General features: G+C 68.8%; 22 protein-coding genes. 10 read left to right on the forward strand and 12 right to left on the reverse strand.

From position 1 onward, the window contains the following. The first annotated feature begins 96 nt into the window (after positions 1–96). From JL37_RS21325 to JL37_RS21335, 3 genes are read left to right on the forward strand one after another with little or no spacing between them, the layout of a single operon-like run. Positions 97–1,029 (forward strand): 3-keto-5-aminohexanoate cleavage protein, encoded by a 933-nt coding sequence (locus JL37_RS21325; protein ID WP_043547154.1) that lies wholly within the window; start codon positions 97–99, stop codon positions 1,027–1,029. Between the two features lie 31 nt (positions 1,030–1,060). Next, positions 1,061–2,260, forward strand: coding sequence for an ABC transporter substrate-binding protein (locus tag JL37_RS21330; RefSeq protein WP_043546581.1), 1,200 nt, complete (start codon positions 1,061–1,063; stop codon positions 2,258–2,260). 34 nt (positions 2,261–2,294) lie between these two features. Beyond that, entirely contained in the window at positions 2,295–3,113 is an 819-nt protein-coding gene (locus tag JL37_RS21335; RefSeq protein WP_052097493.1) for an SDR family oxidoreductase, read from the forward strand. Positions 3,114–3,121: 8 nt separating this feature from the next. On the opposite strand, the gene JL37_RS21340 is transcribed toward JL37_RS21335, so the two are convergent. The 4 genes from JL37_RS21340 to JL37_RS21355 are packed head-to-tail and all read right to left on the reverse strand — an operon-like array spanning position 3,122 to position 6,380. Continuing rightward, complete coding sequence (locus JL37_RS21340; protein ID WP_043546582.1) at positions 3,122–4,051, reverse strand: LysR family transcriptional regulator; 930 nt, start codon at positions 4,049–4,051, stop codon at positions 3,122–3,124. 4 nt (positions 4,052–4,055) lie between these two features. After that, entirely contained in the window at positions 4,056–5,543 is a 1,488-nt protein-coding gene (locus JL37_RS21345) for a DUF1254 domain-containing protein (protein WP_043546583.1), read from the reverse strand. Between the two features lie 52 nt (positions 5,544–5,595). After that, complete coding sequence (locus tag JL37_RS21350) at positions 5,596–6,144, reverse strand: ureidoglycolate lyase (protein ID WP_043546584.1); 549 nt, start codon at positions 6,142–6,144, stop codon at positions 5,596–5,598. Next, positions 6,141–6,380 carry an Arm DNA-binding domain-containing protein gene (locus JL37_RS21355; protein WP_043546585.1) on the reverse strand — a complete coding sequence of 80 codons (240 nt, stop codon included), beginning with the start codon at positions 6,378–6,380 and terminating at the stop codon, positions 6,141–6,143. Before JL37_RS21355 ends, JL37_RS21350 begins: the two co-directional genes overlap by 4 nt. Positions 6,381–6,460: 80 nt before the next feature. On the opposite strand from JL37_RS21355, the gene JL37_RS21360 reads away from it, so the two are divergent. Then, positions 6,461–6,841, forward strand: coding sequence for a cupin domain-containing protein (locus tag JL37_RS21360; RefSeq protein WP_043546586.1), 381 nt, complete (start codon positions 6,461–6,463; stop codon positions 6,839–6,841). Between the two features lie 9 nt (positions 6,842–6,850). On the opposite strand, the gene JL37_RS21365 is transcribed toward JL37_RS21360, so the two are convergent. Continuing rightward, positions 6,851–8,092: an MFS transporter gene (locus JL37_RS21365; RefSeq protein WP_043546588.1), complete on the reverse strand. Its 1,242-nt coding sequence runs from the start codon at positions 8,090–8,092 to the stop codon at positions 6,851–6,853. Between the two features lie 83 nt (positions 8,093–8,175). Continuing rightward, a complete protein-coding gene (locus JL37_RS21370) occupies positions 8,176–9,612 on the reverse strand; it encodes a sensor histidine kinase KdpD (RefSeq protein ID WP_081955140.1) in 1,437 nt (478 codons plus the stop codon). A 74-nt stretch (positions 9,613–9,686) separates the two neighbouring features. On the opposite strand from JL37_RS21370, the gene JL37_RS21375 reads away from it, so the two are divergent. The 4 genes from JL37_RS21375 to JL37_RS21390 all read left to right on the forward strand — a co-directional run bounded on the left by JL37_RS21375 (position 9,687) and on the right by JL37_RS21390 (position 17,383). Beyond that, positions 9,687–10,322 (forward strand): response regulator transcription factor, encoded by a 636-nt coding sequence (locus tag JL37_RS21375; RefSeq protein ID WP_052097494.1) that lies wholly within the window; start codon positions 9,687–9,689, stop codon positions 10,320–10,322. 231 nt (positions 10,323–10,553) lie between these two features. Beyond that, positions 10,554–11,156, forward strand: a complete 603-nt coding sequence (locus tag JL37_RS21380; protein WP_231570407.1) for an RNA polymerase sigma factor — start codon at positions 10,554–10,556, stop codon at positions 11,154–11,156. 213 nt (positions 11,157–11,369) lie between these two features. Further along, positions 11,370–14,504 carry a WG repeat-containing protein gene (locus JL37_RS21385; RefSeq protein WP_043546589.1) on the forward strand — a complete coding sequence of 1,045 codons (3,135 nt, stop codon included), beginning with the start codon at positions 11,370–11,372 and terminating at the stop codon, positions 14,502–14,504. Next, entirely contained in the window at positions 14,501–17,383 is a 2,883-nt protein-coding gene (locus tag JL37_RS21390) for a WG repeat-containing protein (RefSeq protein ID WP_043546591.1), read from the forward strand. The genes JL37_RS21385 and JL37_RS21390 overlap by 4 nt, the downstream gene beginning before the upstream one ends. 21 nt (positions 17,384–17,404) lie before the next feature. On the opposite strand, the gene JL37_RS21395 is transcribed toward JL37_RS21390, so the two are convergent. Further along, a complete protein-coding gene (locus JL37_RS21395; protein ID WP_043546592.1) occupies positions 17,405–18,265 on the reverse strand; it encodes an oxaloacetate decarboxylase in 861 nt (286 codons plus the stop codon). A gap of 104 nt (positions 18,266–18,369) precedes the next feature. On the opposite strand from JL37_RS21395, the gene JL37_RS21400 reads away from it, so the two are divergent. Continuing rightward, positions 18,370–19,245, forward strand: a complete 876-nt coding sequence (locus JL37_RS21400; protein WP_043546593.1) for a LysR family transcriptional regulator — start codon at positions 18,370–18,372, stop codon at positions 19,243–19,245. Between the two features lie 23 nt (positions 19,246–19,268). Here the strand turns inward: JL37_RS21400 and JL37_RS21405 are convergent, their stop codons facing one another. From JL37_RS21405 to JL37_RS21420, 4 genes are all read right to left on the reverse strand, one after another. Beyond that, positions 19,269–20,084, reverse strand: coding sequence for a siderophore-interacting protein (locus tag JL37_RS21405; protein WP_043546594.1), 816 nt, complete (start codon positions 20,082–20,084; stop codon positions 19,269–19,271). Positions 20,085–20,110: 26 nt separating this feature from the next. Next, a complete protein-coding gene (locus tag JL37_RS21410; RefSeq protein WP_043546597.1) occupies positions 20,111–20,848 on the reverse strand; it encodes a PadR family transcriptional regulator in 738 nt (245 codons plus the stop codon). Positions 20,849–20,911: 63 nt separating this feature from the next. Continuing rightward, on the reverse strand, positions 20,912–21,805 hold the full coding sequence (locus JL37_RS21415) for a DMT family transporter (RefSeq protein ID WP_043546599.1): 894 nt from the start codon (positions 21,803–21,805) through the stop codon (positions 20,912–20,914). Between the two features lie 88 nt (positions 21,806–21,893). After that, positions 21,894–22,781 (reverse strand): helix-turn-helix transcriptional regulator, encoded by an 888-nt coding sequence (locus JL37_RS21420; protein WP_052097496.1) that lies wholly within the window; start codon positions 22,779–22,781, stop codon positions 21,894–21,896. Between the two features lie 96 nt (positions 22,782–22,877). Between JL37_RS21420 and JL37_RS21425 the strand changes: the two genes are divergently transcribed. After that, a complete protein-coding gene (locus JL37_RS21425; RefSeq protein ID WP_043547161.1) occupies positions 22,878–24,335 on the forward strand; it encodes an MFS transporter in 1,458 nt (485 codons plus the stop codon). Between the two features lie 7 nt (positions 24,336–24,342). Here JL37_RS21425 and proC read toward each other — a convergent pair whose 3' ends face one another. Beyond that, the gene (proC, locus tag JL37_RS21430) at positions 24,343–25,149 is read right to left on the reverse strand and encodes a pyrroline-5-carboxylate reductase (RefSeq protein ID WP_043546600.1); all 807 of its coding nucleotides are present in this window, start codon (positions 25,147–25,149) and stop codon (positions 24,343–24,345) included. Positions 25,150–25,178: the final 29 nt, after the last annotated feature.

Genomic DNA, 25,178 nt, shown 5'->3' on the forward strand with positions numbered 1-25,178 from the left:
GGCCGAGGGCCTGCGACAGAATGAGCCACGCCCGGAGGAGACGACCGGGGCCACGAAAACCCATAGATCCGCGTGCGCGGCGCGCGCCCAAGCCCCATGAAAAAACCCAGGAAGGTCATCATCACCTGCGCGATCACCGGTTCGGTCCACACGCCGTCCATGTCGCCCCATCTTCCCGTAACGCCCGACGAAATCGCCCAGTCCGCGCTGGATGCCGCCGCGGCGGGCGCCGCCATCGTGCACTTGCATGCGCGCAAGCCCGACACGGGGCAGCCCACACAGGACCCCGCGCTTTACGCGCAATTCCTGCCGCGCATCAAACAGGCCTCGGACGTGGTGATCAACATCACGACGGGCGGCTCGCCGGTGCTGCCGCTGGCCGACCGCATGGCGCCGGCGCTGCAGTTCAAGCCCGAAGTGGCGTCCCTGAACATGGGATCCATGAATTTCGGCATGTACGAACTGCTGGAACGCTTCAAGGAATTCAAGCACGCCTGGGAACGCCCCTATCTCGAAGGCAGCAGCGACCTGATCTTCAAGAACACGTTCAAGGACATCGAGAACATCCTGACCTCGTGCAGCGACAACGGCACGCGCTTCGAGATCGAGTGCTACGACATCGGCCACCTGTACACGGCGGCGCACTTCGTGGACCGCAAGCTGCTGAAGCCGCCCTTCCTGATCCAGTCGGTATTCGGCATACGCGGCGGGATCGGCACGCACCCGGAAGACGTGATGATGATGAAGCGCACGGCGGACAGGCTGTTCGGAGACGACTACATCTGGTCGGTGCTGGCCGCCGGCCGCAAGCAGACGCCGCTGGCGACGATGGCCGCTACCATGGGCGGCAACGTGCGCGTGGGGCTGGAGGATTCGCTGTGGGACGGCCCGGGCGAGCTGGCGCGGTCGAACGCCGACCAGGTTCGGCGGATACGGCGGATCCTGGAGGACCTGTCGCTGCAGGTCGCCACGCCCGACGACGCGCGCGAAACGCTGCAACTCAAGGGCCGCGACAACGTCGCGTTCTGACGAAAAACATCACCCAGTGGGGAGACCAAACATGAAAAAGACACTATGCGCGACCGCATTGGCCGCTCTGTTCGGAATCGCGGGGCCCGCGCAGGCCGACGACGGCGTCATCCGGATCGGCTTCATCACAGACATGTCGGGGCTGTCGGCGGACGCGGACGGCCCCGGCGGCGCCGAGGCGATCAAGATGGCCGTGGCGGACCTGGGCGGCGTGGTGGCGGGCAAGAAGGTGGAAGTGCTGGTGGCCGACCACCAGAACCGCGCCGACATCGCTTCTTCGCGCGCGCGGGAATGGCTGGACCAGAAAGGCGTGAACATGCTGATCGCCGGCGCGAACTCCGCGGCCGCGCTCGCAATGGCCAAAGTGGCCGAAGAGAAGAAAACGCCGTTCTTCGTCGTCAGCGCCGGCGCCTCCGAGCTGACCAACGCGCAGTGCACGCCGTATACAGTGCATTACGTGTACGACACGGTGTCGCTCGCCCGGGGCACGGCGCGGGCCATGATGAAGGAAGGCAACAAGGACTGGTATTTCCTGACGGTGGACCATGCATTCGGCCACGCGCTGGAGCGCGACGCGTCGGCGGTGGTGCAGGCTGACGGCGGCAATGTGAAGGGCCGGGTCCGGCACCCGCTGAACGCCGCGGATTTCTCCTCGTTCATCCTGCAGGCGCAGGCTTCGGGCGCCTCGGTGCTGGGCCTGGCGAATTCCGCCAGCGATACCAGCAACGCGGTGAAGGCGGCCGCCGAGTTCGGCCTGACGCCGGCGATGAAGATCGCGGGCCTGCTGGTGATCATCACGGACGTCCATGCGCTGGGCTTGCAGGCCGCCCAGGACATGTACCTGACGACGGCCTGGTACTGGGACCAGGACGAACCCTCGCGGCAGTGGGCGGCGCGCTTCGAAGAGCGCATGAAGAAAAAGCCGTCCATGCTGCAGGCCGGTGACTATTCCGCAACGTCGACCTACCTGAAGGCGGTCGCGGCCACCAACAGCACCGATGGCGACACGATCATGAAGTGGCTGAAGGCCAACCCCGTGAACGACTTCTTCGCCAAGGACGGCAAGATCCGCGCCGACGGGTTGATGGTGCACGACATGTTCCTGATGCAGGTCAAGAAGCCGTCGGAATCGAAGGGCCCGTGGGATTACTACAAGCTCGTGGCGCGCGTGCCTGGCGACCAGATCTACACCTCGCCCCAGGAATCGGCCTGCCGCCTGATGAAACCCTGACCCCGCGGTACCCGCGACACACGAAGGAATAGGCATGACCATGAAGAGCCACATCCCGGGCGATATTTCCGCGCTGCCCGTGGACCTTTCCGGCAAGCGCGCCATCGTGACGGCGGGCGCGGCCGGCATCGGCGCGGCGATCGCCGCCGCATTCGCGGAACGCGGCGCCCGCGTGCATATCTGCGACGTGGACGAGCAGGCGCTGGCGTCCTGCCCTCATCCGAAATCGCGGGCCGACGTGAGCCGGCGCGAGGAACTCGACCGCTATATGGAGGAAGCGCTGGCGCACCTGGGCGGGCTGGACGTGCTGGTGAACAACGCCGGCATCGCCGGCCCCACCGCTGGCATCGCCGACATCGCGCCGCAGGAACTGGACGCGACGCTGGACATCAACCTGGCCTCGCAATTCCACACGGTGCGGCACGCGCTGCCGGCGCTGCGCGCCTCCGGCGGCGGCAGCATCATCAACATCAGCTCGGTGGCGGGCCGCATGGGCGTGCCGATGCGCACTCCGTATGCCGCGACCAAATGGGGCGTCGTGGGCCTGACGCGCTCGCTGGCGGTGGAACTGGGCGGCTATGGCATACGCGTCAACGCGCTGCTGCCGGGGCTGGTCGCGGGCCCACGGATCGAACGGGTTATCGAGGCACGGGCAAAGAACATGGGCCTGACCGTCGACGAAGAAACCCGGCTGGAGCTGTCCGGCGTCAGCCTGCGGCAGTTCGTGCGGGCGGCGGACATCGCGAACATGGCGCTGTTTCTGGCCAGCCCGTTCGGGGCGATGGTCAGCGGGCAGGCGATCAGCATCGACGGCGATCTGCAATCCCTGCCCTGGCAGCCCCCGGCGGACTGACCCTGGCCCTAGCCCAGCAGCTCGATGGCCTGGGCGTAGATGCCGCTGCGCCGCTCCTGGGCGGTGGCGCGCAGCGCGTCCAGCAGCCGCTCGGCCAGGTCCTGGTTTTGCGCCTCCCGGCGCGTGATGAGCAGGAAATCGAACCACTGGCGCGACGCGAGCGGCCGCACCACCAGGTCGGGGTAGGCGGCCGCGATGTCCCATGCGGACAGCGCGTTCACCAGGCTGATGCCTTTCACGGCGCGGACGGTGCCCGGCACGAGCGACATGTGCGCCCGCATGCCGGAACGCAGGATGAGCGAATCCGCGATATCGCCCTGCGCGACGACGTAGTCGGACCACAAGGGCTTGACGTAGGTCTCGGGCGGAATCTCGCCCACGGCGACCACGTCCCGGTCCGCCAAGGGGTGGTCGCGATGCGCGATGGCCACGACATCGGCGCGCAGGAAAGGCGTGAAATTCAGGCGCGAACTGTCGCGGCTCACCGCCCCCAGGCCGAAGTCCGCGCGCATGGTCTCGACGGCGCTGATCGCCTGCACGGACGATTCGATATCGATGGAAAACGGCCGTGTGCCGTTCGCATCCAGGTAGCGCCGCACGGCATCGGGCGCGTAGCCCAGGGCCAGGGCCGGCGACGAGGCGATCCTGAGGCCGCGGCCGCCGAACTGTTCGATGCTGTGCAGCGCTTCGTCGATGCGCACCAGCTCGTCCAGCACGAACTTCGCTTCGCTGTAGAGATACTGCCCGGCCTCCGTCGGCCGCAGCGTCTTGTGGGACCGGTCGAACAGCAGCACGCCCGTGGCGCCCTCCAGGCGCGAAATGGCGTGGCTGATGGCGGGCTGCGTCAGGTGCATGACCTGCGCGGCCTGCCGGGTCGAGCCGGTCATGACCACCGTATAGAAGATACGCAGGTCGTGGATATTGAAGTTGCGCTTCATGCCGCTATCTTGCCACCCGCTTGATCTCCGGCTGCGTCCACTTGCCGTCCAGCATGGCGGGCTTGGGCCAGTAGTACCGCATCGTCACCATGAACGGCCCCTGCGGGGCCGGCAGCCAATTGGACTGCCTGGACTTTCCCGGCGACTCCGGCTGGATGTAGATCGTCACCCCGCCATCCGCATCCCGCTTCAGCGACCGCAACGTGGATGAATTGATCAGATAGCGCTTGATGGGATTGGACACCAGTTGCTGGTCGGGGAGCCGGTACATGGTCATGGACCAGAATCCCCTGACGGGCGGCAGGCCGCGGGGCGGGAAGCGCAAGGTATACGCGTTCCGGCCGTCCAGCAGCTGGCCGTAGGCGTCCTTCTCAAGCACTGGCGCCAAAACCTCTTCGCGGCTGCCGCCGCCGAGGGCGACCTGCGCGCCGGTGGCGCGCGCCAGGTAATCGTTTTTCAGCGCCTTGCGGTCGCCATACAGCCCGTCGGTCCGGCCATTCAAGGCCTCGCGCTTCTTGTCTATATCGTTCTGGCCATCGTGCATCCCTTCCTGCAAGGCCCGGCGCAGGGCGGGATTGATGTTGCCGGTCTGGAAGGGTTCGCCGGGCCGCAGGCCGATGCTGGCGAAGCGTTCGCGCAGCGGCGCCTCGGAGGCATGCGTGGGCGCGAACTGCAGCAGGAACGCCAGCTGGTTGTAGAACTCCAGCGAACTGCGCAACTGCGCTGGCGGCTCTGCGGGGATCCAGTCCACTTCCGCCGCAGGCGCGGGCGGACGTTGCTTGCGGAAGGCGGACAGCGTCTGGATCTTGTAGCGCGCTTGGATGCGCTTGACGTTGCTCAGGTCGGCGGCATTGAAGAGCTGGGTGCGGCCCACCAGGTTGACCAGATCGGTTTCCGACTTGAATACCTTGGTGATGCCCGCGGGCGCCTTGCCGTTCCAGCGCGGGCCCGCGACCAGGAACCTGCCGCCGCCGTTGCCGGTGCTGCGGCTGCCGATGTAGGCGAAGTTATGCGTGTACAGATCCATCAGCTGCAGCGCGAAGTAGCGCCGCGGCTCCATCGCGGGCACGCTGATGACCACGGGCTCCGCCCGCAGGTCCAGCACCGCGAACGAATACGGAGTATCGGAATTGGGCGTGGCGGAGGCCTTGTCTTCGGGAGTGAAGATGCGCGCAACGCTATTGACGGTATTGAATGGCCCCTTGTACTGGGGGCTGCTCTTGTCGATGCTGAAAGCGTACATGGCCTGGTAGCTGGCGACCATGGGCGTTCCGTACAGATAGGCTTCGCGGGCGATGGCGCGCGCCTGCTGCGCGGTGACGCCGTCGATGCCGACCGATTGCGAGCCGGAAGCGGCATCGGGCGAGTTGAAGCTGCATCCGGCCAGGGCGCCTGCCAGCATGGCCGCGGCGGCCAGCCGGATGGCGGCCCGCGCGAAACGAAGGCGACTGGCCGCAAGAACGGATCCGATGCTGAGGTGACGGTCGCGCATTCGAGGCTCCAACGCTTGAACTGGACGGCGCCCGGGCGGGCGGAACGCGGCCTCAGGCCGCCTGGACCGCGCCTTCTAGGCGCTGCACGGGGATCGCCACGATCGCGCTTTCGCTGGCGGCGGCGTCCGTGGTCAGGTGCTGGATCAGGTCCAGCGTGGTGGAGCGGCGGGGCAGCATCAGGCAAGTGACCTCCGCAACGGCAACGCGGGTGGCGTGCCAGCAGCCGGGCCGCATGCAGACGCCCTGCCCCTGCGGCACCCGGAAGGCCGCCAGGGTGGACAGGTCGGGGCCGCCGTCCGCCGCGCTACGCGCCACGACCTGGATGATTTCGCCGGTCAGGGGAACGATGGCCTGCTGCGTCAGCAGATGCTTTTCCAGGCTGGCGATTTCCTGGGACTGGCTGCGGTAGTTGACCCACAGCAGCTCGGCGTCGCCGCCCGCGCCGGTATTGAACAGGTGTTCCTGCCAGAAGTCGGTGGCCGGGTTGGAATACAGCGGCACGCCGTTGCCGTCCGGCATGGGCTTGCCCAGCATCCAGCCGTAGGCGCGAAAGGCCTCGGGCGTCAGGTCATTGATTTCCAGATGTTCGTTGCTCGTCATGCGGAACCCTGTGATGGCTTGGCCGCGCGGCCGCGTTTCGGAAATTCGGCATCGTAGTCGAACTCGCCTCGCGCGATGGCTTCCAGGATGGCGGCCCGCCGCTCGGCCGCGCGTTTCAGATTGGCGGCGGTGGGCTTGACCCGGATGCGCTCGACGCAGTGCCGGCCGTCATGGAAGAAGCCGATCTCAATGGAAGACTCGGACGCGGGCCTGACGCCGTCGAATCCCTGGCTCATCGCCCTCTCCTGTCGTTGCCGATGACCAACATGATATCGCTTTACACTGGCCCGACGCCCCTCATCCAAGGAAGCGCATCATGGCTACCGATCTGTCATCGCACTATGTCCTGCTGGACGCCTCCGGCGCCAGCTCCACCGTGGAAGGCGGGGACGCATTCTGGTCTCGGCCGCCCGATGAACTGGACCGTTTCGGGCGCGGCTGGCTGCTGTCCGAATACACATTCGCCTCGGACTGGCCGCAATGGGAAATGCATCCGGAGGCCGACGAGGTCGTGCGCCTGATGTCCGGCGCGGCCGAGTTGCAACTGGAATGGCCCACCGGCATCCAGGCCATCCGGCTGCGGGCCGGCGACGCCTATGTGATTCCCAGGGGCGCGTGGCACACGGTCAAGGTCCTGGAGCCCTGCCGCATGCTGCACGTCACCATGGGCGCGGGCACGCAGCACCGGCCGCTCTAGCCGGCCGCCCTAGCCCGCCGCGCCGGCCGCGCGGGCGCGCCGGATTTCGCGATCGTCGATGGGCCAGTGCAGCGCGGCCGACAGCACGCCCAGCGCCATGGCGCCGAGCCAGATCAGGTCATAGGACCGGGTCGTCTCGAACACGATGCCGCCCAGCCAGACCCCCAGGAACGATCCCAGCTGGTGGCCGAAGAACACGAAGCCGAACAGGGTCGTGATGTAGCGCACGCCGAACACCTGCGAGATCAGCCCGTTGGTCAGCGGCACGGTGCCCAGCCAGATGAAGCCCATGACGGCCGCGAAAGCGTACACACTCCACGTGGACAGCGGCAGAAGCACGAATAGCGCGATGGCCGCCGCGCGGACCAGGTAGATGCCCGCCAGCAGGTACTTGCGGCGATGGCGCCCGCCCAGCAAGCCGCAGACATACGTGCCCATGACGTTGGCCAGCGCGATGATGGCCAGCGCGGCCACCGCGTCGGAAGCCCGCAGGCCCTTGTCCATCAGGTAGGCCGGCAGGTGCGTGCCGATGAAGGCAAGCTGGAAGCCGCAGGCCAGGAACCCCAGGTTCAGCAGCCAGAATCCGGGCTGCGAAAAGGCCTCGCGGATCGCGGCGGACAGCGACAGGCCTGCATCCGGGGCGTTCGCGCCCTGCGGCCGGCTATCCGGCTCCCTCAGCGGGAACGCCAGGGGCAGCATCATGGCGCAGATCGCCGCGAACGACAGCAAGGCCGCGACCCAGCCCCAGCCGCCGATCAGCCATTGCGCCGCCGGCACCATGGTGAACTGGCCCAGTCCGCCCACCGCCCCAGCCACGCCCAGGGCCCAGCTGCGGCGCTCGGGCGCCACCAGCCGGTTCAGCGCGCCGTAGACCACGGCAAACGCCGTGCCGGACAAGGCCACGCCGATGCATACGCCCGCCGTCCACAGAAAGGCCGCGGGGGTCGCGGCATGGGCCATGCCCGCCAGCCCCAGCGCGTAGCACGCCAGCCCGCCCGCAATGACCTTGGCCGATCCGTAGCGGTCCGCGATCATGCCGGTGAAAGGCTGGACGATGCCCCAGGTGAGGTTCTGCACCGCCATCGCCATGGCGAAGGTTTCCCGGCTCCAGCCCCGGTCCATGGTGACGGGCAGCAGGAACAGGCCCTGCACATGGCGCACGCCCAGGGCCATGCCCATGACGACGCCGCCGGCCAGGACCAGCAGCCAGAGTTGAGGGGCATCCAGGGAAGACTTGCGTACGGCGGACATGGCGGACCTCTGCATTAGGCTTCGCCCCCGTTCAGGCGGGCACCGTGCCTATTACAGGGGCGCCGCGCCCGCGGTTCAACCGATTATTTTTTGTCCGCTGCATGCCTTGCGGGAATGTCAGCGGCCGCCGGCGCCCAGATCGAAAACACCGAGCCGCGGGCGGGCCGGGACCGCAGCGTGGCCTCGTAGCCCAGCAGCCCCGACAGCCGGCGCACGATCGCCAGCCCCAGGCCCAGCCCCTGGCCGCCCGGCGGCGCGCCGGGCGCTCCCGCGCCGCGCGTGAATTCGGCGAACACCGCCTCCTGAGCCTCGGGCGCAATGCCGACGCCGGTATCCCACACCTGGATCAGCGCGCCGCCGCGCCGGGGCCGGGCGCAGAGCAGCACGCGGCCCTTCGGCGTGTACGACAGCGCATTGCCCAGCAGATTGTCCAGGATGCGGCGCAACAGCGCCGGGTCTGTGTCGAGTTCGACATCGGTCGGCAGGACGGTCAGCCTCAGCCCATGCGCAAGCGCCTGCGGCTCGTAGTCCTGCCGCAGGCTTTCGAACAGGTCGTCCAGCCGCACCCGGCGCCGCTCCACGCGCAGCAGATGCGCATCCATGCGGGAGACGTCCAGCAAGCCGTCCAGCAGGCGGTTCAGGCCCTCCAGCACGGTTTGCTGGCGCCGCGCCACGTGCAGCGTGTCCTGCGGGCTGACGTGGCCCTGCTCGGCCCGGCTGGCCAGAATGTCGGTGAACAGGCCCAGCGCATGGACGGGCTGGCGCAGGTCGTGCCCGGCGGCTGCCAGGAAACGGGTCTTGGCCTGGTCCGCGGCGGCGACGCGGTCGCGCTCGCGCTCCAGGTTCGTGATCAGGGCCATGTTCTCGAAACGCAGCGCCACCGTGGTCTTGAGGCTGCGGTACGTGATGGCGCTGAAATAGAGATTGACGCCGAACAGGCACATGGCGAAGGCCGCGTAGACCAGGTGCACTCCATCGCCTTCGGCAAGGCAGGCCACGGTGAAAGGCGCGAGCATGGCCAGCGCCGAGCCCGCGTAGGCCGGCGGGTAGGCCGACAGCGACGGCACGGCGCCGCTGCACATGCCTGCCAGCATGACGCAGCCGAACGCCAGCATCATGTCGTCATGGGAGAGCACGGCAGCCAGGCCGGCCAGCCCCCACAGCAGGCCGGACAGCCAGGACAGCACGCTGAAGCCGCCTACCCAGCGGCTCAGCGCCTCGGCCGGAACCTGGCGGCGCAGGAAACCACGATTGACCACCACCCTCAGCGCGGTGAGCGCATAGATGGCGCTGGCCCAGGCCAGCAGCAGCCATCCCGGCACGCTGGCCCGCATCACGTAGGCAACAGGCACCACCACCGCGAAATTGGCGAACAGCACGCCGTAGGACTGGCGGTACAACAGGCCGGCCAGCGCGGCCGCCGTGGAGGCTGCCTGCGTCGGCGCGGACAGGAGCGGCGCCTGGGTGGCGCGGGAAACCGGGGAGGAAGGGGCCGAGGGCTGCGCGGCGGAGGAAGTCATGGGCCTGACAGGGGGGGTCCCTATAATGACGCATCATTCTGACACATTCTGTGGCCGATTCCGCCGCTTCCCCGATGACCTTTCCCGCCCCTCGCGCGCCCCTGCGCATCCTGCTGGCCGATGACCACGGGATCGTGCTCGAAGGCCTGAAGATGGTGCTGGCCGGCATGCCCGCCGCCATCGGCGCGATCGACGAGGCCGCGACGGGCGAACAGGTGCTGGCCCTGCTGGCGGCGCATGGCGCGGACCTGCTGGTGCTGGACCTGGGAATGCCCGGCGTGTCGGGCTCGGGCTGGGTGCGCGCCCTGCGCGCAAGCCACCCGGCATTGCGAATCATCGTGCTGACCGCGAATACCGACGAGCGCACGCGCGCGGCGGTGCTGGAGGCGGGCGCGGACGAATACCTGGCCAAGACGGGCAATGCCCAGGCGCTGCTCGCCGCCATTGCCCGGCAGGCGGGCGAACCGACCCGCGCCCGCGCGCCGCAGGCGGCCCTGCCGGAAGTCCCGGCGGAAACGCTGACGCCGCGCGAGCAGCAAGTGCTGGCGCTGGCCGCGCTTGGCGCCACCGCGGCGCAGATCGCGCAGGACCTGCACATCAGCCCCTACACGGCGCGCAAGCACCGCGAGAACCTGATGCGCAAACTCGCCCTGCACAACACCGCCGAACTGGTCGCCTACGCGGTGCGCCTGGGCCTGCCCACGGCCTGACGCCCGCGCGCGGCAGCGCGGAAAAATACGGCATGCGCCGTATTTGCTACTGAATCTTCCAACACTAGACTGGCTCCGCAGCGCCCCGCCATCCCTTCCGCAAGGGCCATGGGGGATCGCGGGCCTGCGCCGTACCCCCTCTTGCTTCCATCCGTTCCCGCAGGCCGCCGAGCCCGCGGGCCGGGAAGGCTCGCGCCCCACGCATCGCCGTCCCCACCGAGCAACCCGTCCATGAACAGCTGCACCGTCGCCATGCACCCTGCTCCCATCGCTGCCTCCCATCACGCCCCACCGCCCGCCTCGCCGCGCCTGGCGCCGTCCGACCTCATCGGGCAATTGGTGCGCGAGCAGGGCATTCCGCTGCGGCGCTTCGTGGGCCGGCACATCGGCAACCACACGGAAGCGGACGACATCACGCAACAGGCATTCGTGGAGATGTCGCTGTCGTACGCGCACTTCCGCGGCGACAGCAAGCTGTCGACCTGGCTGTACGGCATTGCGCTGAATCTGATCCGCAACCATCTGGCGCGGGCGCCGGAGCGGCGCTACACCTTCGTGGACGAGAGCCAGCTCGAGCCCGAAGCCTGTCCGCGCCCCGACCCGTCCGCTCAGGCGGAATTGCGGCAGACGATAAGCGTGCTGGACCTGTCCATGGGGGAGATACCCCAGGGTTCGCGCCAGGTGCTGCTGCTGATCTGCGTGGAACACCTCTCCTATGAGGATGCCGCGGCCCGGCTGGGCGTGCCCGTCGGCACGGTGCGCAGCCGCCTGTCGCGAGCCCGCGCCCTGTTGCGGACGCGCATGCAGGCTCATGGGGTGCGGCTGGACGACTGAATCCGGCACGCCAATCCCCCTTGGGCCGGGCTGTTTGCGCCGCCGGCGTGCGCCTCGTTAACGCTTCGTTTTCTATAGTTACATTTATCGAGCCATTGCTTGCTACGGCTCGTTACAGTGCTGCCTTCCCTTCTCTTCTGGCAGACATATGACCATGTGGCACGCTCCGCTCGGCCTTTTTGCTTTCGCGGTCCAATTCCGCCCCGCCGCGCAATGAAGGCCCCGCCCGTTCTCAAGCCGCTGGCCCTCACCCTGGCGCTGAGCGGCCTGGCCATCTTCCAGGGCACGGCGCAGGCGCAATCCGACTGGATGAGCCGCTGCAGCGGTGGATTCCACGACCAGGGCTCCCGCCCGGACTGCCAACAGTCCTACCGGGAAGGCCTGGCGGCAGTGCTGACCGGATCGGCCGGCGACAACGCGGGCACCTGGGGTTACATCGACAAGCAAGGCCGCATGGCGATCGCGCCCGCCTACACCGATGCCGAATCGTTCCAGAACGGACTGGCCGCCGTGAGCCAGGGCGATCGCTGGGGCTATATCGACCGCCAGGGCAAGTGGGCGATCGAGCCCCGTTACGCGCGCGCCACCGGCTTCAACGCCGAAGGCACGGCGCTGGTCGAGGAAAACGGCCGCGACGTGCTGATCGACCGCCAGGGCAAGGTGGTCAAGACCTTCCCGCTGGGCACGCGCACCTGGGGTTTCCAGCCCAGCCAGAAGTTGGCGTCGATGGAAATGCCCCAGCCGCCGAAGCTGTTCAACGCCACGACCCGCAAGGCGGTCACGCTGCCCGCAGGCGTGATGAGGCTGGCGGCTCCCACGGACGGCTACCTGCCCGCCCAATTGCGCGACACCCGCTACAGCGGCTGGTGGGGCCTGCTGAATACCGACGGTAGCTGGGCAATCGAACCGCACACGCTCCGGTCCGAGGAAACGCCGGTGCGCGACGGCAATGTGGTGGCCGTCAGGCGCGAAGGGCGCTGGCAGTTCGTGGACACGCGCGGCCAGGAGCTCGCCCCCGAACGCTACACGCACCTGCGATTCGTGGCCTCCGGCCTGTGGCTGGCCAAGCCCGGCGACCGCGACAAGGCGCTCTTGTTGAACGGCAAGCGCGAGGTGCTGCATCGCTTCGCCTCGGACTACGCAAGGGAACAAGAAAAAGACGGCTGGCATTTCGTGATCGACGACGAGGCGGTGCTGCTGGTCGATCCCGCCGGCAAGCTCCGGAATATCGCGGTCGGCCAGGGCCACGTGGACGTGCGAGACGGGCAGGCCTGGGTTTACGGCAACCTGCCCGGCAACGCCGCGCAGGCGGAGGCGCCGGGCTCGGGAGCTGAAGCCACCGTGGAAGACAGCGCGGAAGCTGGCCCGGAAACGCCGGGCGTAGCGGTGGACGCCGCGATGTCGGCCGAAGCCGCGGCGGAGGCCGGGGCCGAAGGCGAAATGGCAGTGACGAACCAAGCGCTTACGGCGGATGCCGGCATGGACGCAGCAGCCGACGCCGCCGTGGCCCCGCCCGGCGTACCGTCGCCGCCCATGGTGGCCGTAGCGCCCGCGCCTCCTGCCCCTCCTGCCGCCGCGGCAAGCGCGGCGGCCGAGGCGGCGGCAGCGGCGGCCAGCGGCGCCGAAGTCAGCGACGGCGGCCTGGTGCAGATCTATACGCGCGACGGTAAGCCGCTGCTGGACGCCGCCACGCTCGCGCAGCTCCGTGCCTATCGGGTCCGCACTTTAGACCCCAGCGACCGCGCGCGTGGCGACAGCGCCCGCGCCAAGCTGCCCCTGGCGCTGCTGAACCCGCTGGACTATTCGCTGCCCATGGGCATCCTGACCCCAACGGGCAGAATCGTCACGAACGCGGAGTGGGAAGATATCTCGGCCTATGACGCCGCCATGCCCCTGCCCGTCCGCACCCACGACAACAAGACCGGCGCAATCGACGCCGAAGGCAACTGGACGATTCCGCCCCGCTTCCTCGATATCCGCTCCTTCCGCGGCCCTTACGCCTGGGCCCGCCCTCCGGAGACGGCGAAGCGGCGCGACAGCGTGCTGATCGACGCGCGCGGCAAGACCGCCGCCGTTCCCGCCGCGATCCTGGACGGCGCCGCGGAATTCGATGGCGAGCTGATCCTCTATCGCGAGCCGGACGAGAACCGCGAGCAGCGCTGGGGCGTCTGGAGCGTGCGCGACGGCGCGCCCGTGCTCAAGCCGGTATACGACCAGATCGAGAAATTCCAGGATGACTGGGCCAAGGTCCGGGACGAGCGCCGCTGGGGCGTCGTCGACCGCAAGGGCCAGTGGGTTCTGCCCGCCACCTACGAAAGCGCCTATGACCTGGAGTACCTGGGCAACGGCCTCATGCTGGTCCGCGACACCGAATCCAAATCACGCCGCGGCGGCTATTCCGACCGCGCCTACCGGCTGGTCAACCTGCGCGACGGCAAGTCCAGCGAACTGCTGTCGGAGAAGCCGGAAAAGCTGAAGGGCGGACGCTACATCGCCAAGCTGGCGGACACCGGCACCATGCTGTTCGATCCGCAAGGCGGCGCCCTGCGCATCTCCGACGGCCCGCCCGCGCGCCGGGAGCAATACGAGGACTGGATCTACGTCGAGAACGAAGAACGCGAAGGCGCGATCGACGCCCGGGGCGAATTGAAAGTGCCCGCCCTCTACGGCGAGTTCAATCCCTTCTTCGTGCAGCCCGAAGGCCTTGCGCGCGCCTATGACGGATCGCGCTACCGCGTGATCGACCAGGATGGCAAGCCGATGCTGGGCAAGCGCGGCGACGGGACGCCGCTGGCCACCATGAAGCGCATCGTCTTCCAGGATGATGAAACGTCCAGCACCGTCATGACGGACCTGCAAGGCAAGGAGATCACGCGCATCCCTGGCACGTACAGCGTGGAAACGCGAAGCGCCAGCGAAGGCGTCGTGCCTTATCGCGGCGGCGGCGGCAACGGCAAGTACGGGTTCCTCGACACCAGCGGCAAGCGGGTGGTAGGGCCGCATTTCGACTCGCTGGGCCCACTGAAAAACGGACTTGCCGCGGCGCAGCGCAAGCAGCGCACCGGCAAGTTCTACGGCTACATCGACCTGACCGGCCGCTATGCCATCCCGCCCCTCTTCACCTGGGCCGCGAACTTCCAGGAAGAACGCGCGCTGGTGCGCCAGGACGGCTTCATGCAGTTCATCGATACAAAGGGAGAGCCCCTCGCGACGTTTGCCGTGGTGTGCGACACGGTGACGATATTGGACAACGTCGGCCGCATCACCTGGCCGCAGGAGAAGATGAGCTGCCCCACGGCCGACAAGTTCGAACTCGCCCCCGTCAACGCCAAAGCGGAACAATCATGAAGTCACGCGCACTACGCATCACCCGCCTTGCCTGCGCCGTGGGCGCGCTGGGCGTGTCCCTGTCCGCCCAGGCGCAATACGGCGGACATGACGCTTGCCTGGAAAATGCTCCCTACGGCAGCAATGCCGCGCTGGATTCGGGCACAGGCAGCCCCTACATCAACGGCTGCATCCGAGCGCTGTCCGACCAGCGCGCGGCGGTGCTGCTGCCCTCCGCCCTGGAAGGCGTCGGCCCGGCGCCTGGCGACAATTCGCTGCGCCGCCACGCGTGGGGCTTCCTGGACCAGAATGGCCGGCTGGCGATCCCGCCGATCTTCGAAGCGGTACGCGATTTCCGCCACGGACTGGCCGCCGTCAAATGGCAGGGCCTGTGGGGCTTCATCGACACCCGCGGCCGGATGGCCGTGCGGCCGCAATTCCACGCGGTGCAGGACTTCGCGGAGATCGGCCTGGCCGTGGCCACGATCGACGGCCAGCACGAACTGATCGACCGCCAGGGCAATCGCGTGGGCGAACCGCTGGACGAGGGCGTGGCGTCCCTCCATCTGCAAGACGGCGTGCCGGCGCTGGCAACGGTGGAATACAAGCTGGAGTACCGCTCCGACGCCGGAGAACGCCGCTACGGCGATGCCCGCATCCAGCTGACCGGGGCCTTCGGGAAGGGCCTGTACGTCGCGATGTCGGACGAGGGCCGGTACGGGCTGGTGGACCAGAAGTGGAACTGGGTGCTGGAACCCGTCTACGAGAACATCTCGACCTCCCGCGACGAGGGCGTGCTGGCCACGGCCCACGGCCCGCGCGGCGCGGTGCTGCTGGACTCGGAAGGCAAGCCGATCGGCGAAGACCAGGGCTATTGGAACCTGTCGCCCTTGGGCAAGGCCTTCTGGAGCGCGGAACAGGGCCGCGGCAACTACGTCGTCCTGAATGCCGCGGGCGCGCCCGTGGCCAAACTGGGATCGGACGAAGCCTACGGATCCAAGCGCTACGGCGATATCCTCCTTTACCCCTCCGGCGGCAAGCTCATGGCGCTGGCGCCGGGCCGCAGCGAACCATTGGCGCTGGGCGCGGACCTGTCCGTCGCCGCCGATGATGAAGGCTACGTGCTGTTCTCGAACGCCGAGCGCGTCCCCGTCGGCCTGCTGACCCCCACGGGCGCCTGGCTTCATGGCGACACGGCGCCCGCCGGGCTGGACGAGGTCGGCCGGATGGAAGTGCAGCAGGGCAAGCTGTGGCTCTTCAAGGAGGGGGGGTTGCTGAACGTGCTGGACGCGGAAGGCCGGGCGCTGCTCAAGCCGGAAGCCGTCGCGGCCGCGCAGGAAATGGCGCTGAAGCAACTGCCTCTGGACATCTCCGGCGGCCCGCTCGGCCTGCTGGCGCAAGGCTACTGCCATTGCGGCAGCGAGACCGGCGCGGGCCTGGTGCTGGCCGACGGCAGCATCGCGGCGGATCCTTCCTGGTCGGCGGTGATCCCGCTGGACGGCGCCGACGGCTACGACGATTACCAGGTCCCGCAGCAAAGCGACCTGAAGGCGGAACAGCTGCGCTATGCCGCGGAAACGGCCGACGGCATGCGGCTGCTGGATGCCGCCGGCAAACCCATGGACCTACCCGTGCAACAGCACATCGGGGCGTTCCGCCACGGCTATGCGCTGGCCTATGCCGGCGGCGTGAGCCGCATGATCGACCGCGACGGCAAAACCTATGCGCTGCCCGATTATTTCGACACGGAAGTCGTCGCGCCCGGCGTGGTCCGCTTCCTGAAGACCGCGGCCGAGGACGCCCGCTGGGGCCTGTACGACTTCGTCGCCGGCAAGGAACTGTCGCCGCCCCTCTACCAGCACATCGGCGACTTCCAGGATGGCCAGGCCATCGCGTCGCTGGGGCCCGATCGCGTGGGTGTCGTCGACCGCCAGGGCAAATGGATCGTGCCGGCCAGCCACCATGCCGCGGAGCGCGTCAACGCGCAGCTGTGGAAGGTGCAACAGGCCGGCCCCCAAAAGGACGAGTACGAGCGCCCCGCAGCCCTGTTCAATGCCCAGGGCCGCGCGCTGACCGCCTTCCTGCCCAGGCTGCAGGCAGCCGCGGACGAAGACGGCACCATCATGGCCGGCGACGGCGCGCACCGCTGGATCGTCTCGCCCGATGGATCCGACGCAATGGACATGGAAGACGCCAGCTATAGCCGCCTCGGAGACTGGATGGCGATCCGCCGCGCCCCGCGCAGCGGCTACCTGAACGCGCAGGGCCAGTGGCAGATCGCGCCCGGCTCCGCCGTCGCCGGCACGTTCCGGGGCTCGCCCGCGCGCGCGCTGCTGACGGGCGACGACGGCGCCCGCGTGATCGACGCGCAGGGCAAGACCGTTACCGCGCTGCCCTCCGGGGAATGGAGCTGGCCCCTCGGCTCCCCCACGCTACTGCGGCGCTACTACGCCAACGACAGGCAGAAGACGGACTATACGGGGCTGGACGGCAAGGCCCGCCTCACCGTCGACGGAGACGCATCCGGCTATTCCGAAGGGTTCGCCGTGTCGCGCCTGTCGAGCAACGCCATGCGCGCGATCGACGCCAAGGGCGCGCTGACCGGCCCTGCGTTCGACGTGCTGGGGCCGCTGAGCGAAGGCCTGGCGCCCGTCTACACGGAGGGCGCCTACGGCTACGCGAACAGCGAAGGCCAGCTGGCCCTCCTGCCCGCGTACGATGTCGTGTCGCTCTTCCGGGGCCAGCGCGCCGTCGTGTCTACGATGGACATGTCGATGATCATCGATCCCACTGGGCGGCAGGTCGCGCGGGTGGCCATGGAATGCGGCGTGCGCGCGCTGTATGGCTCGCACAACCAGCGGCTGTGGCCGCTGACCCTGCCGAAGCGCTGCCGCAAATGACGCCCGCCTGGCGCTGGACGCCTATTGCGCGTCCAGCGCCAGGTAGCGGCGGGTCTGCACGATTTCCTCGCGTTCCTTGAAGCTGGTCAGCCTGTCGGCCATCTCGCTGCTGTCGCCCGTCCGCCGGATGGCGGCCAGCGTGGCCTGCATGGCGTGGATGGCCGCGCGCTGCAGGTCGGACGGAATGATGACCAGGCGGTAGCCCATCGCCGCGAGCTCGGGCAGCGGCACCAGCGGCGTCTTGCCGCCATAGAACATATTGATGAGCTTCAGGCCGGGCAGGCGCTGCGCGATGGCCTGGATCTGCTCCGGCGTCTCGGGCGCCTCCACGAACAGCATGTCGGCGCCAGCCTTCAGGTAGCGTTCCGCGCGGGACAACGCGGCGTCGAAGCCTTCCACCGCGATGGCGTCGGTGCGGGCGATGACCAGCGCATCGGCGTCGCTCAAGGTCTGGCGCGCGATGTGCACCTTGCGGCACATCTCTTCCACGTCGACCAGGCTCTTGTCGTCCAGGTGGCCGCAGCGCTTGGGAAAAGACTGGTCCTCGATGTGGAAAGCCGCCACGCCGGCACGCTCCAGGATGCGCACGGTGCGCTCCACGTTGGCCGATCCGCCGAAGCCCGTATCGGCGTCCGCCACCACAGGCAGGCCGCTGGCGTCCACGATCTTCTCCACCCGGTCCATCACTTCGGTAAAGCTCAGCAGGCCGATGTCCGGATAGCCGGCCGCGCGCGCAATGGCGCCGCCGCTGGCATAGACGGCGGGAAAGCCGGCCGCGGCCACCAGCCGCGCCGACATGCCGTCATAGGCCCCTGGCGCGACGACGATGTCTTCGGCCAGGCGCTGGCGCAACAGGGTGCTGGGTTTGGGAGCGGCGGTCATGCGGATTCCTTGCAGGAGTGGATCGAATGCAGCCATGATCCGCCCGTCGGAATAGAATGTCCAATATATGAAAAATTTATAATTAGTACTTTTTACATACTGATATGGAACTCCGCCATCTGCGCTACTTCGTCGCCACCGCCGAGGCCCAGCATTTCACTCGGGCGGCGGAACAATTGGGCATGGCGCAACCGCCTCTGTCCCAGCAGATCCGCCAGCTGGAGCAGGAAGTCGGCACGCCGCTTTTCGACCGCACCGGACGCGGCGTGGCGCTGAACGACGCGGGCCGCGCCTTCCTGGGCTGCGCACAGGACATCCTGCAACGCGCGCAGGCAGCCGTCCTGGTGGCGCAACGCGCCGCGCGCGGCGAGGTCGGGGAACTGACCCTGGGGTTCACGGAATCCGCATCGTTCAATGGCGTGGTGACCGAGCTGATCCGGCAGTACCGGCAACGCTACCCGGACGTAGAGATGACGCTATCGCAGGGCGACAGCGAAACGTTGGTGGCGCAGCTGCGCAACGGCGCAATCGACGCGGCTTTCGTGCGGCCGCCCTTTGCGCTGGACGGCGGGCTGGCGTTCACGCAACTGGCGCAGGAGCCTCTGGTGGTGGCGCTGCCTCTCGGCCACCCGCTGGCGCGGCGCAAGCGGCTGGCGCCCGCCGACCTGGCGCGGGAACGCTTCATTCTGTATTCCCGCAAGTCCGGCTACGGGCTTAGCGCGGACATCATGGCGGCATGCCGGCAACACGGCTTGAGCCCGCAGATCGGGCAGCGCGCGCCGCAGCTGTCGTCCGCGGTGAACCTGGTGGCGGCGGGCATGGGCGTGGCGGTCGTGCCGGCTTCCCTGCGCCACCTGCGCCCCGACGGCGTGGTGTACCGCCCTTTCTCGCTGGACTGGCCGCGCGCGGTGCTGGGGCTGGCGGTGCGACGGGAAGGGATGGGGGGACGGGTGCGGAATTTGTTGGAACTGGCGGGGTAGCTTTACATGGGGGTGTCAGACACTCACCCCTCATGCGACTCATGCACCGCCACCGCTCCCCGCTTCCAATAGCTGGCGGCGCGGATGCGGCTCTTGTCGACGCCATGCCCCGCAACCATGATTTCCCGCAGCGCCTTGGCCACGGCCGACTCCGCCGCCACCCACACATAGCCTTCGCCCGGCGGCAGGCGCAGGTCGCGCGCGGCCTCCAGCAGCAGCACGCTGTGGCCTGGCGCGGCGCCGTTGCGGTGCAGCCAGCGGATCGACGCCTGGGCGGCGGTGGGCAGCGGGATTTCGTTCGATTCGGCCGGCACTTCGATCAGCACCAGCGCCTGTGCGGCCGCGGGCAGCTCTTCCAGGCGGCGCGCGATGGCGGGCAAGGCGGTTTCGTCGCCGATCAGCACGTGCCAATCGAAACCCTTGGGCACCACGAAAGAGCCGCGCGGCCCGCCGATGCCCAACTGTTGCCCAGGCGCGGCCTGCTCGGCCCAGGTCGAGGCGGGGCCGTCGCCGTGCAGCACGAAATCGATGACGAGCTCTTTGCTTGCCGTGTCGTAGCGGCGCGGCGTGTAGTCGCGCGCGGCGGGCTTGGGCGCGCCCTCGGGGAACTTGACGCCGTCCGGCCCGACGGTGGGCAGCGCCGGGGGCTGCGACGGGTCGGCGGGAAAGAACAGCTTCACGTGATCGTCGAACGAGGCGGACACGAAGTCATGCAGATCGTCGCCAGTAAAGGTGACGCGGGCCAGCAGGCCGGCAATGCGCTCGACGCTTGCAACGGTCAGCACGCGCATCTTCAGCTCGTGGCGGACGCGTTCGACATTCAGGTCGGTACGGGTCATGAATACTCCAGGAATGAGGTCTGAAATCAGGAACAGGGGCCCGTGATTTCTTCTGTTGCGCGCGCCAGGATGGCGGCGATGCGGCGCTGCTCCTTGGGAGTGGCGTCGGTGCGTTCCAGCAGCGCGCGCTTGAGCGCCTGGCGAGCCTCCACGAATTCCGGCAGCCATCCGGTCGCGGTGTCCTCGCCTTCGGGGCCCGTGGCACGCGGCTGGCCGCTCCAGGCCTGGCGCATCCAGTCCATCTTGCGCGCGACGTGCTTGAGCTTGTTGAACATGAGGGAGAGGCGCTCGCGGTTGCCGTCCAGGTGCGCGCGGCCGGGCTCCGCCAGGTGGTAGCGCTTTTTCGCGCCGGCCTGCTCGACCGTGGCGTAGCCCAGTTCTTCCAGGTAGGTCAGCGCGGGATAGACCATGCCGGGGCTGGGCGTGTAGAAGCCGTTGCTGAGCGCGCCCAGCGCCTTGATGAGCTCATAGCCGTGGCTGGGGTTTTGCTCCAGCAGGCCCAGCAGCATGAGCTGAAGGTCGTCGCTGCTGACCTTGCGGCCGCGCGCCCAGCCGCGCCCGTCTCCGCCGAAACCGTCGGCGTCTCCGCGGCCATCGGGCGAACCCGAGAACCAGTCGCCCTCCGCGCCCGCGAGGCGCTGGTGATGGGCGTGCCGGCCGTCGTGATCGTGTTGCGGGGCGTGGCCATGGCCATGGCCGTGGGCCTGGTTGCGGGAGCGGCGCGGTCCGCGGGGGAATGCGGTCAGGAATTGGGGATGGCGCATGGAATCTCCTTTCCGTGTATCTTAAGATATATATCTTACGATATACGCACCATGATCTTTCCGTCAAGCCCGGCATTCGCTCACCCCCGCCGCGATGCCGCCCACGATCAGCGCCATGCCCGCCAGCAACGAAGCGCCGACCGGCTCTTGCAGGATCACCGCCGAGCACAGCAGGCCGAACACCGGCACACCCAGCAGGCCGATGGACGTAACGCCCGCGGGCAAGGCCCGGTTCACGGTCACGGCCGCCCAGTACGCCACCGCGATGCCGAATATGCCGGCGTAGCCCAGCAGCCATGCCAGGTCCGCGCTCCACGCCACCACGGGCGCGCCTTCCGCTGCGTACGCCGCCGCCGACAGCACCGCCGACGCCAGCAAGGCCTGCCAGAACGCAAGTTCGAAGGGCGGCGTGGCCCAACGGTGCGCGCGCACGTAGACGATGTTGGCCGCCCAGCACAGGGCCGCCAGCAGGATCAGGCCGTTGCCGGCCAGCGCGTCTCGGCTGTGCCAGTCGAAGGCGAGCGGATTGAATATGACGATCAGCCCCAGCATGCCCAGCGCCAGGCCGGCCTGCCTGGCCCGGCCTATGGATTCGCCCAGGAACAGCCAGGCGGCCGGAATCACCCACAGCGGCGTGGTGTACGCCAGCACGACCGATCTGCCCGCGGACACATATTGCAGCCCCAGGCTGACCAGGGCCGCGAACGCGCCCATGTGCAGCAGCCCCACGCTGAGGATGACGGGGATATCGGCCTTCACCGGCCAGGCCACGCGGCGCAAGGCCAGGCCGAGCGCCAACAGCGCGGCGGTGCCTGCGATGCTGCGCGCGGCGGCGGCCCAGATGGGCGTCATGTATTGCAGCAGCAGCTTGTTGACGACCCAGGTGAATCCCCAGGCCAGCACCACCACGCCCAGAAGCAACAGCGCATTGCGGCGGGAAAGCACGGCGTCGGACATGATGGCAGCGGCGGAATCCGCGGAAAGCCGGAAAGGAAAAGCCGACTATAGGAGCCGCGCGTGGCCGGCTCGTAGACCCACGCCCCGCCTATTCTCTGGGGCCACGCACGCCGGGCGCATGCGGGCCCGGGGCCTGGAGCCAGCGCGCGAACTCTCCCGCCCGTGATTCGCCGGGCGCCGGGGCATAGACCACCAGGCGCAGGTGCCGGCTCTCGTCGACGGAAAGCGTCGCGTGTTCGAACGCCAGTTCACCCAGGGGCTCGATCCTCAGGCTGCGCAGGCCTATGCACGCGCCGTGCACGTCGTGTTCGCGCCACCAGGCCTTGAAGTCCGGCGACACGCGCTCCAGTTCGTCGACGAGTTCCGCCACGTCGGGCTCGCCCGCGGCGCTGGCGAAATCACGCCGGAAGGTGGATAGCATCGCGGGCGCCTGCGCCGACCAGTCCACGAACAATTGCCGCATCGCCGGGGCCGCGAACAGCATCCACAGCAGGTTGCGGCGCCCCGCCGGCTGCGCCGCAAAGCCGAACACACGGTCGGCCGCCGCGTTCCACGCCACCACGTCCCAGCGCAGGTTCAGGATATAGGCCGGGCGCGCGGGCAGATCGTCCATCAGGCGGCGCACCTGCGCCGGCACCGTGCACCAGGTGCGGCCCGGTTCGGACGGAGGACGCTGGTGCGCCAGCAGATACAGGTGGCGCCGTTCGGCGGCATCCAGCTTCAGCACGCGCGCAAGGTTTTCCAGAAAGCCGGCCGACACGCTGATGTTGCGGCCCTGTTCGAACCAGGTGTACCAGGCCAGCCCCACGCCGGCCAGCGCGGCCACTTCCTCGCGGCGCAGGCCCGGCGTGCGCCGGCGGCCGCCGGCGGGCAGGCCGAGCTCGGAGGGAGCGAGCCGCGCGCGGCGCAGGCGCAGGAATTCGGACAGATCGGAGCGGGTACGCTCCAGGCGCCGGGACGCCGCGGTTTCAGTCATGGTCGTATTGCAGGCAGTAATAGCATAAACAGCTAAATTGTATAAGGCTGAAAGCCTCACCAGAATAGCGCCCATCTTCACTCGATGGCGCATTCCATGACCTCCACCACGCTTTCCCGTCCTGCCGATCCCACGCCCGCGTCCGCGGCCATGGGGCGCCTGGGCCTGGCCGTCCTGCTGTCGGGCGGCTTCATCACGATCTTCGATCTGTTCGTGGTCAACGTCGCCATTCCCAGCATGCAGGCCACCCTGTCCGCCAGCTTCGCGCAGGTCGGATTCATCATCGCCGCCTACGAACTGGCCTACGGCGTGCTGCTGATCGCGGGCAGCCGACTGGGAGACCGACACGGAAGACGGCGCGTGTTCATGCTGGGCATGGCGGGCTTCGCGCTCGCCTCGGCCTTGTGCGGCCTGGCCCCCACGGCGGACACGCTGATCGCCGCGCGCATCCTGCAGGGCATGGCCGCGGCCATGCTGTTTCCGCAGGTGTATGCGCTGATCCGCGTCAGCTACGACGGACACGCGCGGCGGCGCGCCTTCGGGCTGCTGGGCATGACGCTGGGGCTGGCCGCGATCGCCGGGCAGGTGCTGGGCGGCTGGATCGTGCATGCCGACCTCTTCGGCCTTGCGTGGCGCAGCATCTTCCTCATCAACGTGCCGCTGGGCTTGCTGGCCTGGCGCCTGGCGCGCCACATCCCCGAATCCCGCGAGGCTTCCGGCGCGGCCATGGACTGGCCCGGCGCCGCGCTGGTGGGCGCGGGGCTGGCCCTGCTGCTGCTGGCCCTGATCGAAGGCCCGCAGCGGCATTGGCCCGCGTGGACCGTGGCTTGCGGCACGGCGTCCGCCGCCGTGCTGGCGTGGTTCGCGCGGATGCAGCGCCGCATGCGCGTCCGGGGCGGCGCGCCGCTGGTCGACATGGCCTTGCTGGCGCAGCCGCGGTTCGCGGCGGGCTGTCTGCTGGTCATGCTGGTGTTCTCGACCACCAGCGCGCTGTTCCTCTGCTACGCCCTGCTGGTCCAGACGGGATTCGGGCTTGACGCCCTGACGGCCGGCCTGATCTTTGCGCCGGCCAGCGCGGGCTTCGTGGCGGGCTCCATGGCGGCGCCGCGGCTGGTCGCGCGCTTCGGCACGCCCGCCATCGCGCTTTCCGCGTTGCTGTACGGCGGAGCGACGGCGGCGCTGATGATGCGCGTGGGCGCCGCGGGGGCCAGCCTGGACCCCTGGTCGCTGCTGCCCCTGCTGGTGTGGCTGGGCGCGGCGCAGGGCGCGGTGAACACGCCGCTGGTGAACCTGGCGCTGGGGTTCGTGGACGATCGCCAGGCCGGCATGGCGGCGGGCATCGTTTCGACGCTGCAGCAGATCGGCGCCGCGCTCGGTGTATCCGCCGTGGGCATGCTGTTTGGCGGCACGCTGCAGGCCTGCGGCGGCGGCGTGGCCGAATGCCACGCCCAGGCGTTCGCCAGCGCCCTGCGGTTCAACGTGGCGGCGATCCTGGCGGCCACGGCGCTGCTGTGGTGGCTGGGCCGCCACGCTCGCGGCAGCCTGGGCCGGTGAGCGGGCCTCAGCCCGCCGACAGTTCCCGCGCGCGCTGCTCGGCCTTGTGCACGGCCAGGGTGATCGCCTCGCCCACGCCCGCCGCCTGCATGTGCGACAGCGCGGCATGAGTGGTGCCGCCCTTGGACGTGACCCGGTCCTGCAGCTCGGTCAGCGGCACGTCTTCGCTGGCGGCCAGCGCGGCCGCGCCGCGGAAGGCGGACACCGCCAGCCGGCGCGCCTCCGCGGGCGTGAAACCCAGTTCCTCAGCGCCTTTTTCCAGCGCCGCCATGAAATGGAACACGTAGCCCGGCCCGCTGCCCGTCACTGCGGTGACGGCGTCGATCATGGCCTCGCTGGCGGTCCAGATGCGCTCGCCCACGGCGGCGAACAGCGCGTCGACCTGCTCGCGCTCCGCCTGGCCACAGGCCTGCGTGGCATACAGGCCTGTCATGCCCAGGCCCACCTTGGCCGGCGTGTTGGGCATGGCGCGCACGATGCGCGCATGGCCGCCCAGCCAATCCGACAGCGAGGCCAGTTCCACGCCGGCCGCAATGCTGACCACCGTGGCGCCTGCGGGCAGATACTGCCGGATCTGCCCGCAAGCCTCGCGCAGGACCTGCGGCTTGGTGGCCAACACGCACAGCGCGGCGTCCGCCAGCTCGGTGCCTGCGGCTTCGCGGCAGGCCAGGCCGCGCGCGACCAGCGCATCCCGCGCGGGAGCGTAGGGCTCCACCACCAGGAAATCGGCCAATGCCCGGCCTTGGCCAAGCAGGCCGTCGATGATGGCGCAGGCCATATTGCCTCCGCCGATGAAGGCGATTTTTTCGCGCATGTCGTTCCGATGAAAGTTTGCAATGGGGT

The organism is Achromobacter sp. RTa (assembly GCF_000757485.1).
Taxonomy (GTDB): Bacteria; Pseudomonadota; Gammaproteobacteria; order Burkholderiales; family Burkholderiaceae_B; genus Achromobacter.

What these genes read in the sequence shown, in the direction of transcription:
- JL37_RS21345 (WP_043546583.1), bottom strand. Translation starts at nt 5,543, where the DNA reads ATGCGCGACCGTCACCTCAGCATCGGATCCGTTCTTGCGGCCAGTCGC.
- JL37_RS21340 (WP_043546582.1), bottom strand. Translation starts at nt 4,051, where the DNA reads ATGAAGCGCAACTTCAATATCCACGACCTGCGTATCTTCTATACGGTG.
- JL37_RS21360 (WP_043546586.1), top strand. Translation starts at nt 6,461, where the DNA reads ATGGCTACCGATCTGTCATCGCACTATGTCCTGCTGGACGCCTCCGGC.
- JL37_RS21415 (WP_043546599.1), bottom strand. Translation starts at nt 21,805, where the DNA reads ATGTCCGACGCCGTGCTTTCCCGCCGCAATGCGCTGTTGCTTCTGGGC.
- JL37_RS21375 (WP_052097494.1), top strand. Translation starts at nt 9,687, where the DNA reads ATGACCTTTCCCGCCCCTCGCGCGCCCCTGCGCATCCTGCTGGCCGAT.
- JL37_RS21350 (WP_043546584.1), bottom strand. Translation starts at nt 6,144, where the DNA reads ATGACGAGCAACGAACATCTGGAAATCAATGACCTGACGCCCGAGGCC.
- JL37_RS21355 (WP_043546585.1), bottom strand. Translation starts at nt 6,380, where the DNA reads ATGAGCCAGGGATTCGACGGCGTCAGGCCCGCGTCCGAGTCTTCCATT.
- JL37_RS21405 (WP_043546594.1), bottom strand. Translation starts at nt 20,084, where the DNA reads ATGACCCGTACCGACCTGAATGTCGAACGCGTCCGCCACGAGCTGAAG.
- JL37_RS21420 (WP_052097496.1), bottom strand. Translation starts at nt 22,781, where the DNA reads ATGACTGAAACCGCGGCGTCCCGGCGCCTGGAGCGTACCCGCTCCGAT.
- JL37_RS21365 (WP_043546588.1), bottom strand. Translation starts at nt 8,092, where the DNA reads ATGTCCGCCGTACGCAAGTCTTCCCTGGATGCCCCTCAACTCTGGCTG.
- JL37_RS21425 (WP_043547161.1), top strand. Translation starts at nt 22,878, where the DNA reads ATGACCTCCACCACGCTTTCCCGTCCTGCCGATCCCACGCCCGCGTCC.
- JL37_RS21325 (WP_043547154.1), top strand. Translation starts at nt 97, where the DNA reads ATGAAAAAACCCAGGAAGGTCATCATCACCTGCGCGATCACCGGTTCG.
- JL37_RS21370 (WP_081955140.1), bottom strand. Translation starts at nt 9,612, where the DNA reads ATGACTTCCTCCGCCGCGCAGCCCTCGGCCCCTTCCTCCCCGGTTTCC.
- JL37_RS21410 (WP_043546597.1), bottom strand. Translation starts at nt 20,848, where the DNA reads ATGCGCCATCCCCAATTCCTGACCGCATTCCCCCGCGGACCGCGCCGC.
- JL37_RS21385 (WP_043546589.1), top strand. Translation starts at nt 11,370, where the DNA reads ATGAAGGCCCCGCCCGTTCTCAAGCCGCTGGCCCTCACCCTGGCGCTG.
- proC (WP_043546600.1), bottom strand. Translation starts at nt 25,149, where the DNA reads ATGCGCGAAAAAATCGCCTTCATCGGCGGAGGCAATATGGCCTGCGCC.
- JL37_RS21390 (WP_043546591.1), top strand. Translation starts at nt 14,501, where the DNA reads ATGAAGTCACGCGCACTACGCATCACCCGCCTTGCCTGCGCCGTGGGC.
- JL37_RS21395 (WP_043546592.1), bottom strand. Translation starts at nt 18,265, where the DNA reads ATGACCGCCGCTCCCAAACCCAGCACCCTGTTGCGCCAGCGCCTGGCC.
- JL37_RS21335 (WP_052097493.1), top strand. Translation starts at nt 2,295, where the DNA reads ATGACCATGAAGAGCCACATCCCGGGCGATATTTCCGCGCTGCCCGTG.
- JL37_RS21380 (WP_231570407.1), top strand. Translation starts at nt 10,554, where the DNA reads ATGAACAGCTGCACCGTCGCCATGCACCCTGCTCCCATCGCTGCCTCC.
- JL37_RS21330 (WP_043546581.1), top strand. Translation starts at nt 1,061, where the DNA reads ATGAAAAAGACACTATGCGCGACCGCATTGGCCGCTCTGTTCGGAATC.
- JL37_RS21400 (WP_043546593.1), top strand. Translation starts at nt 18,370, where the DNA reads ATGGAACTCCGCCATCTGCGCTACTTCGTCGCCACCGCCGAGGCCCAG.